This window comes from Variovorax sp. RCC_210 (assembly GCF_041355175.1).
GTDB lineage: Bacteria > Pseudomonadota > Gammaproteobacteria > Burkholderiales > Burkholderiaceae_C > Variovorax.
Window position 1 is genome coordinate 252,614 of sequence record NZ_JBFUPJ010000005.1, and the last position, 14,218, is coordinate 266,831.

At 54.0% G+C, this 14,218-nt stretch carries 13 protein-coding genes; all 13 read left to right on the plus strand.

Annotated elements, in window-relative coordinates:
• Positions 1-14: 14 nt before the first annotated feature.
• The gene (gene tviB, locus AB6807_RS17745; RefSeq protein WP_371085561.1) at positions 15-1,316 is read left to right on the plus strand and encodes a Vi polysaccharide biosynthesis UDP-N-acetylglucosamine C-6 dehydrogenase TviB; all 1,302 of its coding nucleotides are present in this window, start codon (positions 15-17) and stop codon (positions 1,314-1,316) included.
• 23 nt (positions 1,317-1,339) lie between these two features.
• The gene (locus AB6807_RS17750; RefSeq protein WP_371085562.1) at positions 1,340-2,755 is read left to right on the plus strand and encodes a lipopolysaccharide biosynthesis protein; all 1,416 of its coding nucleotides are present in this window, start codon (positions 1,340-1,342) and stop codon (positions 2,753-2,755) included.
• A gap of 153 nt (positions 2,756-2,908) precedes the next feature.
• Positions 2,909-3,997: a hypothetical protein gene (locus AB6807_RS17755; protein ID WP_371085563.1), complete on the plus strand. Its 1,089-nt coding sequence runs from the start codon at positions 2,909-2,911 to the stop codon at positions 3,995-3,997.
• Positions 3,994-5,076: an EpsG family protein gene (locus AB6807_RS17760; protein WP_371085564.1), complete on the plus strand. Its 1,083-nt coding sequence runs from the start codon at positions 3,994-3,996 to the stop codon at positions 5,074-5,076. Before AB6807_RS17755 ends, AB6807_RS17760 begins: the two co-directional genes overlap by 4 nt.
• A gap of 7 nt (positions 5,077-5,083) precedes the next feature.
• Entirely contained in the window at positions 5,084-5,962 is an 879-nt protein-coding gene (locus AB6807_RS17765) for a glycosyltransferase (protein ID WP_371085565.1), read from the plus strand.
• A 21-nt stretch (positions 5,963-5,983) separates the two neighbouring features.
• Positions 5,984-7,120, plus strand: a complete 1,137-nt coding sequence (locus AB6807_RS17770) for a glycosyltransferase (RefSeq protein ID WP_371085566.1) — start codon at positions 5,984-5,986, stop codon at positions 7,118-7,120.
• A gap of 9 nt (positions 7,121-7,129) precedes the next feature.
• Complete coding sequence (locus AB6807_RS17775) at positions 7,130-8,182, plus strand: polysaccharide biosynthesis protein (RefSeq protein WP_371085567.1); 1,053 nt, start codon at positions 7,130-7,132, stop codon at positions 8,180-8,182.
• Between the two features lie 4 nt (positions 8,183-8,186).
• Positions 8,187-9,314, plus strand: coding sequence for a capsular polysaccharide biosynthesis protein CapF (locus AB6807_RS17780; RefSeq protein ID WP_371085568.1), 1,128 nt, complete (start codon positions 8,187-8,189; stop codon positions 9,312-9,314).
• A gap of 24 nt (positions 9,315-9,338) precedes the next feature.
• On the plus strand, positions 9,339-10,475 hold the full coding sequence (locus AB6807_RS17785) for a UDP-N-acetyl glucosamine 2-epimerase (protein ID WP_371085569.1): 1,137 nt from the start codon (positions 9,339-9,341) through the stop codon (positions 10,473-10,475).
• Between the two features lie 3 nt (positions 10,476-10,478).
• Positions 10,479-11,714 (plus strand): glycosyltransferase family 4 protein, encoded by a 1,236-nt coding sequence (locus AB6807_RS17790; protein ID WP_371085570.1) that lies wholly within the window; start codon positions 10,479-10,481, stop codon positions 11,712-11,714.
• Positions 11,711-12,316, plus strand: a complete 606-nt coding sequence (locus AB6807_RS17795) for a sugar transferase (RefSeq protein WP_371085571.1) — start codon at positions 11,711-11,713, stop codon at positions 12,314-12,316. Before AB6807_RS17790 ends, AB6807_RS17795 begins: the two co-directional genes overlap by 4 nt.
• A complete protein-coding gene (locus AB6807_RS17800; protein ID WP_371085572.1) occupies positions 12,313-12,972 on the plus strand; it encodes an acetyltransferase in 660 nt (219 codons plus the stop codon). The genes AB6807_RS17795 and AB6807_RS17800 overlap by 4 nt, the downstream gene beginning before the upstream one ends.
• Positions 12,973-12,978: 6 nt before the next feature.
• Positions 12,979-14,166 carry a DegT/DnrJ/EryC1/StrS family aminotransferase gene (locus tag AB6807_RS17805; RefSeq protein ID WP_371085573.1) on the plus strand — a complete coding sequence of 396 codons (1,188 nt, stop codon included), beginning with the start codon at positions 12,979-12,981 and terminating at the stop codon, positions 14,164-14,166.
• Positions 14,167-14,218: the final 52 nt, after the last annotated feature.

Here is a 14,218-nt window from a genome sequence, read left to right on the forward strand (position 1 = left end):
CCAGTGTTCTCATCATGCAAGCCATCCATCCAGATCAACCCATTGCAATCATCGGCCTGGGCTACGTGGGCCTTCCTCTTGCGGTGGAGTTCGGCAAGAAGCGCTCCGTGGTTGGTTTCGACATCAACGCCAAGCGCATCGCCGAACTGCAGGGCGGACACGACCACACCCTGGAAACCACGCCGGAGGAACTGAAGGCCGCCGCGCAGCTGGCCTTCACCTCGCACATCGATGACCTGCGCGACTGCGCCGTCTTCATCGTGACCGTGCCCACGCCCATCGACAACGCCAACCGTCCCGACCTGACGCCCCTGGTGAAGGCCAGCGAAACCGTCGGCAAGGTGATGCGCCAGGGCGCCATCGTGATCTTCGAGTCGACCGTGTACCCCGGGGCCACCGAAGAAGTCTGCGTGCCCGTGCTGGAAAAGTTCAGCGGCAAGAAGTTCAACGTCGACTTCTTCTGTGGGTACAGCCCGGAGCGCATCAACCCGGGCGACAAGGTCAACACGCTCACCAAGATCAAGAAGATCACCAGCGGCAGCACCCTTGAGGTGGCCGATGCGGTCGATGCGCTCTACAACCAGATCATCACCGCCGGTACGCACAAGGCCGCCAGCATCAAGGTGGCCGAGGCCGCCAAGGTGATCGAGAACACGCAGCGCGACCTGAACATCGCGCTGGTCAACGAGCTCTCGGTGATCTTCGAACGCCTAGGCATCGACACGCTCGACGTGCTCGAGGCGGCCGGCAGCAAATGGAACTTCCTGCCCTTCCGCCCAGGCTTGGTGGGCGGGCACTGCATTGGCGTGGACCCGTACTACTTGACGCACAAGGCGGAGCAAATAGGCTATCTGCCGCAAGTCATCTTGGCGGGCCGGCGGATTAACGACAACATGGCTCGATATGTTGCGAGAAATACGATCAAGTTGATGTTGAAAAATGGAATGGATGTACCGCGTTGCCGCATTGGCATCCTAGGAATAACGTTTAAAGAGAATTGCCCGGATATCCGCAACAGCAAAATTGTGGATATGGTGAAGGAATTTGAAGCGTGGGGTGCTTCAGTTTCAATAGTAGATCCGTGGGCTAGCGCGGATGAAGTTGTCCAGGAGTACGGAATAACCCTTGGCGAAATAAGCAAGGAAAGCCCGGTCGACGCGTTGGTGGTCGCCGTGGGTCATCGCGAATACCGCAATACGAACGTAGAAGACCTGCGCATGCTATGCCGCGGAAATCAACCAGTGCTTATTGATGTCAAGAGTCTTTTTAAAGCGAGCGATGCTCGGGCGGCCGGCTTCTCAGTTTTTAGACTTTGATCATATTTTTTGAAAAAATCTAGTTGCAACGTAATTTTATCTTGTCGATCCATCAAGCGATACGGGGTTTAAGAGCGAAATTGCTAGCCATTAAGGGCGAGGGTTTCGTGCGCTCGGTTGCCGTATTAGTAGGAGGAACAGCTTTCGCGCAGGCATTAACAATTCTTGCGTTGCCATTTATCACTCGCCTTTACTCACCGGAAGACTTCAGTGTGCTTGCGGTATACACGTCGATATCGGTGATGATTTCGGTCGTGGCGTGCATGCGGCTTGAAATTGCCATACCTATGCCTGAAGACGACGGCGAGGCTGCGAATTTACTCGCACTTGCTTTATGTAGCTGCACGGTCGTAGCTGTATCGACTGGAGTATTTTTTTGGATATTTCCTGAGCAAATAGTAAAACTGACCGGGCAGCCAGGGCTTCGCCCATATTTATGGTCACTGCCTCCTGCCATCTGGCTTGCAAGCGGATATGTAGCGCTCACTTTCTGGGCAACTAGAAAGAAACGTTTTTCCACAGTCGCCAAAACTCGAGTAAGTCAGGCTCTAGGAAGTGTCAGCGCTCAGTTCGGGTTCGGTCTACTTCCCGGATTTGGACCTGTTGGGCTGCTTCTCGGGCAAATAATTAGTAGTGGCGCAGGGGTTTTAGGTCTCGGGCGAACGGCATTAAAAGATGATCGCCTCTCAATCTCTAGAGTCAATCTAAGGGAAATGAGGCGTGTACTTCACGACTACGATCGGTTTCCTAAGTACTCGACGTTCGACGCGTTCGCTAGCAGCGCAGGAATTCAACTTCCGATAATCATGATTGCCGCAATGGCCTTAGGCCCAGACGCGGGATATCTGCTGCTTGCAACTCGTGCGATGGCAGCCCCATTAGGATTAATTGGCGGGGCGGTATCGCAAGTTTATTTATCTCGGGCACCTACTGAAGCGCGCGCGGGGCGACTTGGCTCCTTTACTGCCGGCGTGATCGGCGGCTTAATAAAAAGCGGAGTAGGGCCTTTGCTTTTTGTGGGTCTAGTAGCTTCCGAACTTTTCCCACTAGTGTTTGGACAGAAATGGAGCCGTGCTGGCGAATTGGTCGCATGGATGACGCCTTGGTTTGTTATGCAATTTCTATCCAATCCAGTTTCAATGGCAATGCATGTAACTGGATCCCAGCGTCTTGCACTGATTCTTCAAATATTTGGGCTTGTCCTTCGGGTTTCTGTCGTAGGTATCGCTGGAATATTGGCGCCCCAATATATTGTTGAGTTATATGCTGTGTCAGGATTTTTATTTTATCTAGCTCATTTTGTTGTCGTCGTGAAACTGGCCGGGATAGACGTTAGAGGGCTTTTGTTGGCCATGAGGAGAGGTGTTCCGATTGTTATGGCATGGGCGATCTTAGGAACCTTGACCACCTTCACGCTCAAAATTTTCACGGTCAGCTGAAATTTTTAGAATTTTCCTCAGTTGTTTTGTAAAAGACGGCAAAAGGCGTCGACTGTAAAGCGTTTTATTTATTAGCTGTTACCTATGTCAAATATTCGAAGTCTTTTTTTCGTTTGCCACACCGTCGATGACAAAAGTGGCATAGGGAAAAAAGTGAAAGCGCAGGTCGAAGCTTTACGACGAGCTGGATTTGATGTGGCGCTATCTGATTTGGCGTTAGATGACCAAGGTGAATATCGAGGGAGATTAATAGACGGCAATTTGGTCGATGAATACGTAGATTCTTTTGCACTGAAAAGAAAGTGGAAGTGGCGATTCAAGTTCGAAAATGTATTGAAATATATTTCGTCTGAAAAAATTGAATTTCTCTATATTCGTTATACGCATTTCGCCAGCCCTATCTTTACCAAATTTTTGGAATCTGTCAAAAAACTTGGCGTGATAATTTTCATCGAGATTCCAACTTATCCTTACGACGATGAGTATCGGGATGCGGGGAAAGCTTTGCAGGCATCGCTTTGGCTCGAAAGATTAAGCCGCAAATCCTTTGCGAAATATGTGGACAGAATACTTACCTATTCCGAAGACGGATCGATCTTTGGCGTCCAAACTGTTCAAATCGACAACGGCGTAGACATGGCAGACACGCCACTTAAAAAAATGTCGCGGCAGCACAATCGATTTTCGATATTGGCCGTTTCCTCTATGGAGTACTGGCATGGCTACGACCGACTGATTGCTGGCTTGCGAAATTACTATGATCGTCACGGCGAAATTGAAGTAACCATTAATTTCGCTGGCGGAACGGCCACTCCCACTGCGAAAAAATACATCGAGCAAGTTGCGCAGCTCAAACTCATAGAGCGTGTGAATTTTCACGGTTATGTTTCAGGAGAAAGGCTTTGCCAATTATTTGATGAGGCAGACGTTGCGGTCGGCGTGCTTGGTGGGCATAGAAAGTCATTGCATTCTTTTAAATCTCTAAAAAATAGAGAATACTGCGCAAGAGGAATCCCGTTTGCATATTCCGGAAGTGATGCAACGTTCGATAGCCAGTCATTTGCGCTGAAAATACCCGCGAATGATTCTCCAGTTGACATTGAGTTTTTTATAAGATGGGCTTCTGAAGCGAAACGCCATCTTCATGAAATGAGAGCATTTGCTGAACGCCGCATTTCGTGGGATACCCAAATGCAATTGGTCGGCGCTGAATATTCTCGTGTCACTGGTTTGTCAATATGATTTTTTTGCTGTCCGTTTCGATCTTGGTCGTGGTGGCAATTTTTGGAGTTGTGCTCGGTGCCGCATCGAAATCGCCATGGCCAAAAATTTTGTATGTTATTGCTGGCGTCTTTTTTGTCTGTGGGCTGGTGACATACACCCCCGACTGGGATGGCTATTCCTATTGGATGTCAAATGATGCAGGGCGAGATATCGTATTCCAGTTTTTGAGTGCGCTATATCGAGATAACGGATACGAGTACTCGGCTTTGCACATGACATATGTATTGCTACACGCGATCATTTTGGTCTATTTGGCGTCGAAGCTTACCAAGAATTATTTTATTGTCGTATTTATCTATATTTCGATAATATATCTTTTCTATACCACTCAAATCAGATTTTTTCTTGCTTATTTCTTATTTGCTTTTGGTGCTTACTGCCTAGTAATTGACAGGCGCCATTGGCGTTCGGCATTATTTTTCGTCGCAGCGGTATTGAATCATTCGGCATTGATTCTCATGGCCCCGTTAGTTTTATTGTTTTACGTGAGCCCGAAAAAGCTAGGAAGATCTATTTTATTTTTGGCCAGTGGTTTTTGGACTATCGCATTGCTATTGAACTTGACCGCGCTTCTGCCGGCAGGAGCAGAGTACTTTTCTAGCTATATTTCATCGGATGCGGAACGACCTGGGTTGCTCGGGTCATTTCTGGTTTTCGGCCCGTACATATTGTCTTCTGCACTTTTGTACTTTTTCATTCGCGGAAAAGCAGGCGGCTATCGGTCTCTTGAAGAAAATCCATTGCTTAGATACTCGTGGTACATGGCTTTAACCCCGATGGTTTATTTGCCTATAGCCATGGGGCTTCAGATAGTCGGACATAGATTCATCGTCTCGTCGTTAATTTTCCACCTGTGCGCTTGGATGAGTCTATTCAAAGTTCAGCTTAAGTTCAGTAAAGAATTGCGTTATGGTGTGCTGATCGGGATTTGGAGTATCTTTCTGTCATTTACGTACCTCATACCTTCTCTATTCGGAATGGATAGCTATCTTGATAGCTCTCTTAAAGTTTTTGGTTCGAACATGTTTTTTCGTTGATGGTCCCATGCCTGCCATATCCGTAATTATTGTCGCATTCAAATCCGAAAAAGATATTTGCAGCTGCATCGATTCGATTTTTGAAAACTTGGACATAGGTCGAGATGAATTGGAAATCATCGTCGTGGACAATAGTCCAGCTGATAGTGCAAGAAAAATAAGCGAATTAATTTCTGGCCGTTATGCTACGGAAGTCAAATATTTTTTGATGGAAGAAAATCTCGGATATGGGCGGGGAAACAATTTTGGGGTTTCTGTTTGCCGTTCGAATCTTATCTGCGTGATGAATCCGGACGTCCGGCTGAAAAGTCCGCTTTTTGCCTTGGCTAAAGAAAGATTTTTACACGATACTAAACTGGCAATGCTCGGCTTCCGACAAACCGGAGGGCGAAATTTGTCCTTCTACTTTTATCCGGAAATATTCTGGCCGCTTATCGGGGTTGTTTTTTTAAAAATATTCAATTTTCTAAACTTTTTTTCGCCTCGTTGGTTTTTCACCTCGGGTGCGCTGGTCTTTCTTGACAAAGAGAAGTTTATAAAAGTTGGTGGTTACGACGAAGATATCTTTCTTTATTGCGAAGATTCAGATTTGTGCAGGCGATTTGTAAATTCAGGTTGCGGACTTGGTTATGAGTCTTCCATTGCCTACGATCATCAAATAGATTTGTCGCAGAGGCGAGGGAGAACAAATGCGTCTTTGAGCTTTGAATATGAGTCAATGTCGCACTATTTTCGAAAGCATGGATTCTCCAAGCGATGGTATTACGCCAAGCGGTTGATAGATTTTAGAATAAAAGAATTTATTTTTTTGATTTTGCGCAAATCTGCAAGAGCTGGTTTGAAGCGTGAATTTTTGCTGTTTGGCCGGGTTTTTCTTAGAGATTGAAACTCAAAAAAGACGCAAAAGATGAAAAAAATTGCAGTATTCATTGGCGTTTACCTGCCTGGATTTCGTTCGGGCGGGCCCGTGAAATCTGTTGCCAATATGGTAGCTGTGTTGGGTGATAGCTACGAGTTTGAGATTTATACGTCAGACCGGGATTCAGGTATGGATAGGCCTTATGAAGGAATTTTCCTAAATTCCCCAGTGGTTGTGGGCCGAGCTTTGGTTTTTTATTGTGCAAAAAATCTAACGGGGCTTTTTTTCTATATTCGAAGCCTGCTTTCTAATAGTGCTAATATTTTTTATTTAAACAGTTTTTTTTCGTTTAAGTACAGCATTATGCCTTTGGTTTTGATTTGTTTGTCTTGCCGTGGAAGAATAATAGTTCTGGCCCCTCGAGGGGAGTTTTCCATTGGGGCGTTATCCATAAAAAGCCGAAAGAAAAAAGCTTTTTTAGTGCTGGCGAAATTTTCTGGCGTTTACCGAAACTTGATTTGGCATGCTTCGAATCACAGTGAAAAAGACGATATCTATCGTGCTTTCGGAGCTAGTGCAAATGTTCGTATTGCGACCGACTTGGCCGTATCGGGGTGGAACGAAAAAATCGAAGCTACGAAGTTTGATGATTTGCTAAAGGTCGTATTCCTGTCTCGAATCTGCGAGATGAAAAATATCCATGCGACAGTTGAAATTTTTGCCAAAGTTAATTGCAAGGTTGTGCTCGACGTATATGGGCCTATAGAAGACGTTTCGTATTGGAATGCATTTTTGGCTAAAGCAAGCGCTCTCCCATCCAATGTTGTTGTCAACTACCGGGGGGTCGCTTGTCCTCATGATGCCATTTCAATTATTTCTGACTACGATTTGTTCCTTCTTCCGACAATGGGGGAGAATTTTGGGCACGTCATTGCGGAAGCCCTTTTTGCTGGTGTTCCGGTTTTAATTAGCGATCGCACGCCTTGGACAAATATGGCTGAGCGAAATTTGGGGTGGAGTCTTCCGCTCGATGATCTATCTGAGTTTTCGAGATGCGTCGAATTCTGCGCCGCCATGTCGCCATCTTCATTTGTTGAATGGCGGCGATCGATTCAGAAATGGGCTAATGAAAATATCGGTAATGAATCTGCGATAAAAGGTAATCGCGAGCTATTCCTAATTTAGGCGTTGTTTATGGCTTCCTATCTGAAAAATAATGTATTGCTCATCACCGGCGGGACCGGATCGTTCGGTAATGCGGTTTTGACTCGTTTCCTTGATACTGAGATTTCAGAAATTCGTGTGTTCAGTCGTGACGAAAAAAAGCAGGACGATATGCGGAAACGTTATGCCCATCCGAAATTGAAGTTTTACATTGGTGATGTACGCGATTCACGCAGTATTGCTACCGCTATGCGAGGGGTGGACTACGTCTTTCATGCAGCAGCACTCAAACAAGTCCCATCCTGCGAATTCCACCCCATGCAAGCGGTCCGTACCAACGTCCTCGGCACTGAGAACGTGTTGGAAGCAGCCATTGCTGCGGGCGTAAGGCGCGTCGTGTGCCTCAGCACCGACAAGGCCGTCTACCCAATCAACGCAATGGGCATCAGCAAAGCCATGATGGAAAAAGTCATGGTCGCTGCCAGCCGCAATTTGGAAAGCACGAACACCGTCATTTGCGGTACGCGCTACGGCAATGTCATGGCGTCGCGCGGGTCAGTCATTCCGTTGTTTGTGGAACAGGTGCTGGCAGGCAAACCCATCACCGTGACAGACCCTTCAATGACCCGCTTCATGATGACCCTCGAAGACGCGGTCGAACTGGTGTTGCACGCCTTCGAACACGGCAACAACGGCGACATCTTTGTGCAGAAAGCACCAGCCGCGACGGTGCAGGTCTTGACGCAAGCAATCCTGCAAGTGATGGGCAAGCCCGACCACGAAGTGCGTGAGATCGGCACACGCCATGGAGAGAAGCTCTACGAGGCATTGCTGAGCCGCGAGGAGATGGCCTGCGCGGAAGACCAAGGCGACTACTACCGCGTGCCGCCCGACGGTCGTGACCTGAACTACGCCAAGTTCGTGGAAGAGGGCGAGCAGCGCATCACCCGAAGCACGCACGGCGAGGACTACAACTCGCACAACACCACCCGCCTCGATGTCGAAGGCATGAAGGCGTTGCTCCTCAAACTCGATTTCATGCAACGCATCGCGCGCGGCGAGACCGCCGAACTGCAGGACTAAGACCATGAAGGTGTTGATCACCGGTGCCAACGGTTTCGTGGGCAAGAACCTGCAACTGCACCTGGCCGAGCGCAAAGAAGTGCAGGTGGTCTGCTTCACCCGCGAACACAGCGCGGAGCAACTGCCCACCTTGTTGCAAGGCGTTGACTTCGTATTCCACCTCGCAGGCGTCAACCGGCCGCAAGAACCGCAAGAATTCACGACCGGCAACGCGGAACTGACGCAGAGCCTGTGCGAGGCCGTGAGCGCCGCGGCCGCGTCTAGCGGCAAGAAGGTGCCCATCGTCTACACCTCGTCCACGCAGGCAGGCCGCGACAACCCTTACGGTCACAGCAAGCGCGGCGCCGAAGATGCGTTGCAGGCAATCGCGCGCAGCGACGGCATTCCGGTTCACGTCTTCAGGCTGCCCAACGTGTTCGGCAAGTGGTGCAAGCCCAACTACAACTCGGCGGTGGCGACTTTCTGCCACAACATCGCGCGCGACTTGCCCATTCAGGTCAACGACCCTGCTGCACTGGTCACGCTGGTGTACGTGGACGACGTCATCGAGCGCTTCCTCCAACTCATGGACGGCGCCGATGCCGCGGTGGACGCCGACGGCTTCGCGGTCGTTGCGCCGCAGTACACCACCACGGTGGGTGAACTGGCTCGGCAGATCCAGTCCTTCAAGGACAGCCGCAACACGCTCATGACCGATCGCGTCGGAACGGGGCTGGTGCGCGCGCTGTACGCCACCTATGTGAGCTACCTGCCGCCCGAGTCGTTCGCCTACCCGGTGCAGCAACATGGCGACGCGCGCGGCGTGTTCGTCGAGATGCTCAAGACGCCGGACGCGGGCCAGTTCTCGTTCTTCACCGCCCATCCTGGCATCACGCGAGGTGGTCATTACCACCACAGCAAGACAGAGAAGTTCCTTGTCATCAAGGGGCAGGCTCGCTTCAAGTTCCGGCACATGCAGACCGGCGAGACCCACGCGCTGGTCACGGCGGGCGACCAGTCTGAAATCGTCGAGACCGTGCCCGGCTGGACGCACGACATCACCAACATCGGCACCGAAGAAATGGTCGTCATGCTCTGGGCCAACGAGGTGTTCGACCGTGCGCGGCCCGACACCTTCGCTTGCCCGCTGTAGCCCATCGAATCTTTGATCTCTCCCATGAAAAAACTCAAGGTCATGACCGTGGTCGGCACGCGGCCCGAAATCATCCGGTTGTCGCGTGTGCTGGCCCGGCTCGACGAGCATTGCGATCACGTGCTGGTGCACACCGGCCAGAACTACGACTACGAGCTCAACCAGGTCTTCTTCGATGACCTGGGCGTGCGCAAGCCCGACCATTTTCTGAACAGCGCGGCCAACGCCAGCAGTGCGGCGCACACCATCGGTAACCTGATCATCGCGGTGGACCAGGTGCTGGGCGAGGTGCAGCCCGAGGCGATGCTGGTGCTGGGCGACACCAACAGCTGCCTCTCGGTGATTCCCGCCAAGCGCCGCAAGATTCCGATCTTTCACATGGAGGCGGGCAACCGTTGTTTCGACCAGCGCGTGCCCGAAGAGACCAACCGGCGCATCGTGGACCACACGGCGGATGTGAACCTGACCTACAGCACCATCGCGCGCGACTACCTTCTGCGCGAGGGGTTGCCGCCCGACCTGGTCATCAAGACCGGCAGCCCTATGTTCGAGGTGCTGACGCACTATCTTCCCCGCATCGAAGCGTCCGGCGTGCTGCAGCGCTTGGGTTTGCAGGCCGAGCAGTACTTCGTTGTCAGCGCGCACCGTGAAGAGAACATCGAGTCGCCGCAGTCCTTCGCCAAGCTGGTGGCTGTGTTGAATGCCGTGGCCGAAGACCACGGCATGCCGGTCATCGTCTCGACGCACCCGCGCACGCAGAAGCGCATCGATGCAACGGGCGCTCGCTTTCATCCGCAGGTGCGGCTGTTGAAGCCGCTGGGTTTTCATGACTACGTGAAGCTGCAGCTCTCGGCGCGCGCCACGCTGTCCGACAGCGGCACGATCAACGAGGAGTCTTCGATCCTCAACTTTCCAGCGCTCAACCTGCGTGAGGCGCACGAGCGGCCCGAAGGCATGGAAGAGGCGGCCGTGATGATGGTGGGGCTGGAAGTAGACCGCGTGCGCCAGGGGCTGGCAATTCTGCAGAGCCAGCCGAGAGGAGACGCGCGCGGCCTGCGCCAGGTGGCCGACTACAGCATGCCCAACGTATCGGACAAGGTGCTTCGCATCGTCCACAGCTACACCGACTACGTGAACCGCGTGGTGTGGAAAAAGTACTGAGGCATGGCAACCCGCGTATTGCTGCTGACGCAATGGTTCGACCCTGAGCCCACCTTCAAGGGGATGGTGTTCGCGCGCGAACTCGTGCGCCAAGGCTTCGAGGTCGAGGTGTTGACGGGCTTTCCCAATTACCCGGGTGGCAGGGTGTATCCCGGCTACCGCATTAAGCTGCTGCAGCGTGAGGTGGTTGACGGCGTGCAGGTGACCCGTGTGCCGCTGTATCCCAACCATGACCAGTCGGCGATCAAGCGGGTGGTGAACTACGCCAGCTTTGCCGCGTCGTCGTTGTTCTACGGCTTGTTCATCGCGCGGCGGCCTGACGTTGTCTACGCCTACCATCCACCGCTCACTGTGGGCATCACGGCCAGCCTGCTGCGCTTGCTGCGCCGCGTTCCCGTGGTCTACGACATCCAGGACATGTGGCCCGACACCTTGCGCGCCACGGGCATGGTCAACAACGCGCGGGCCTTGGGCGTTGTGGCCGCCGTGTGCCAATGGGTGTACCGCCGCGTGGATCACATCGCGGTGCTCTCGCCGGGCTTCAAGCGCCTGCTGTCGCAGCGTGGCGTGCCCGATGCCAAGGTGGAAGTGATCTACAACTGGGCCGATGAAGTGGCGCTGGCGTCGCCGCAAGGCCAGGCACCGGCCATTTTTCCGGGTCCGGAAAAATTCCGCATCCTCTTTGCGGGCAACATGGGCAAGGCTCAGGCGCTCGATGCGGTGCTCGAAGCGGCAGCGCTTTTGCAGACCCGCGACTCGCGGGTGTGTTTGGTGCTGCTGGGTGGTGGCGTCGAAGTGCGCAGGCTCCAGCAGCGCGCGGCTGACTTGCAACTGCGCAACGTGGTGTTTCTTCCGCCGGTGTCCATGTCCGAGGTCGGCGCATTGCTGAACGCCGCTGACGCCCTGCTAGTCCATCTGCGCAAAGACCCGCTGTTCGAGATCACGATTCCCTCCAAGACGCAGGCTTACATGGCTGTTGGAAAGCCGCTGCTGATGGCAGTCAATGGTGATGCGGCAGCACTGGTGGCTCAGTCGGGTGGAGGCGTCGTCGTCGAATCCGAAAATGCGGCCGCACTGGCCGATGCCGCTGAATCGCTCGAAACCATGTCGCCTGAGGAGCTTGCTGAAATGGGGCGTCGGGCACAACGCTACTACCGTGAGCAATTGGCTTTGAAAGTCGGCGTTGCCAAGTTCGGCGCAATCTTCACGCGGCTGGCCAGCGGGGCGAAATCGAAATGAAGCGTCTATTCGACATCGTGGTCGCCAGCTTCGCTTTGCTCCTTTTGGGGCTACCGCTGCTGTTCCTGACTTGGCAAGTACGCCGCAAGCTCGGCAGCCCTGCATTCTTTCGTCAGACCCGCCCAGGCTTGAAGGGGCGGCCCTTCAACATGGTCAAGTTCCGCACGATGACGGACGCGCGCGGTGTCGATGGCCAGTTGTTGCCCGATGCTGAGCGGTTGACCCCCTTCGGTCGTTTCCTGCGCGCCAGCAGCCTGGATGAGTTGCCCGAACTCTGGAACGTGCTCAAGGGAGACATGAGCCTGGTCGGCCCGCGCCCGTTGCTGATGGACTACCTGCCTCTGTACTCCCATGAGCAAGCGCGTCGCCACGAAGTGCGCCCTGGTATCACGGGCTGGGCGCAGATCAACGGGCGCAACGCGCTGAGCTGGGAAGAGAAGTTCAAGCTAGACGTCTGGTACGTGGACAACCGCTCGATGTGGCTCGACATCAAGATCCTTTGGCTTACGGTCCGCAAGGTGCTGGTGCGCGATGGCATCAGTGCGGCGGGCGAGGCAACGATGTCGCGATTCACCGGCTCTCGAATTGGAGACAAGGGATGACGCCTCCGCTTTTTGCTGTTTATGGTGCTAGCGGCTACGGTCGCGAAGTGATGCCGCTGGCGCGCGAGCAGTTAAGGCGCCAGGGTGTGTCGGATGAGCGTTTGGTATTTGTTGACGACCATCCAGAGGCGCAGACCCTGAACGGCCAGCGCGTGCTGCGCTATGAGGAATTCCTGCGGACTGAGGCAAGTGTTCGCTACGCAGTGCTCGCGGTCGCCAACAGTGCAGTGCGCGAGAAGCTAGCTGCGCGTTGTACTGAAGATGGAATGCACCTGTGGGCGGTAAGTGCCGCAAATGTCGTGGTGCTGGACGATGTAGTTCTGGGAGAGGGCGCGGTGCTGAGTCCCTTCGCAATGCTCACCTCCAACATTCGTATCGGGCGGCATTTTCAAGCGAACATTTACAGCTATGTGGCGCACGATTGCGTGATCGGCGACTTCGTCACCTTCGCGCCCGGAGTCAAGTGCAACGGCAACGTTCGTATCGAGGACCACGCCTATATCGGCACGGGTGCCGTCATCAAGCAGGGCAAGCCGGGACAGCCTCTTGTTATCGGCAGAGGCGCAGTCGTCGGCATGGGTGCGGTGGTCACCCGCGATGTGCCACCGGGCACCACGGTGGTGGGAAACCCTGCAAAACCATTTCTCAAAGGTTGATCTGAAGTGTTGAATACCGCTTTTTCCCCCTGGCCGAGCTTCACAGCCGAAGAGGCTGCTGCCGTGCAGCGCGTGCTGCTGTCCAACAAGGTCAACTACTGGACCGGTCAGGAATGCCGCGAGTTCGAAAAGGAATTCGCCGCGTGGACCGGCACGGCGCACGCCTTGGCGTTGGCCAACGGCACGCTGGCACTGGACGTGATCCTCAAGGGAATGAACATCGGCCCGGGTGACGAGGTCATCGTCACGCCGCGCACCTTCATCGCCAGCGTGTCGTGTGTCGTGAACGCGGGCGCAACGCCGGTGTTCGCGGATGTCGATCTCCAAAGCGGCAACCTCTCGGCCGAAACCATTTCACGTGTGATCACGCCGCGTACCAAGGCTGTCATCTGCGTGCACCTGGGCGGTTGGCCTTGCGACATGGACCCGATCATGGCGCTGGCCGATGAGCATGGTTTCAAGGTGATCGAAGACTGCGCGCAAGCGCATGGCGCGCGCTACAAGGGCCGCGCCGTCGGGTCCATCGGGCATGCGGGCGCATGGTCGTTCTGCCAGGACAAGATCATGACCACGGGCGGCGAGGGCGGCATGGTCACGACGAACGACGAGGCCCTGTGGCGCGCCATGTGGCAGTACAAGGACCACGGCAAGAGTTACGAAGCCGTGTACGAGCGCAAGCATCCGCCGGGTTTCCGTTGGGTTCATGAGAGCTTCGGCACCAACTGGCGCATGCTCGAGATGCAGGCCGTTATCGGTCGCATCCAGCTGCAGCGCATGGCCGAGTGGACCGCGGTTCGCACGCGGTACGCAGAGGCTTTGTGGTCGGCCGCGCGTCCGCATGCCGCGGTGCGTGTGCCCGAGTTCTCGAGCCACACCGGACTCGATAGTGTTCACGCGCACTACAAATGCTATGTGTATGCGCAGCCCGAGAGGCTGGCACAGGGCTGGACCCGCGACCGTATCGCTGAAGCCATCCAGGCGAACGGGGTGCCTTGCTATCAGGGCTCGTGCTCGGAGGTGTACCTGGAGCGGGCATTCGACGGCACGGGCTGGCGTCCATCCGAGCCGCTGCCAGTGGCACATGCGCTCGGTGAAACGAGCCTAATGTTCCTCGTTCATCCCACCTTGACGCTTGCAGAAGTCGACAAGAGCTGCACGGTCATCGCGCAGGTACTGGCCGAGGCGTCGGCTTGAAGCTGCTGGCGCAACTGTCGGCCATGGCAGCGCTCTGGCGCTGGCTGCTCTT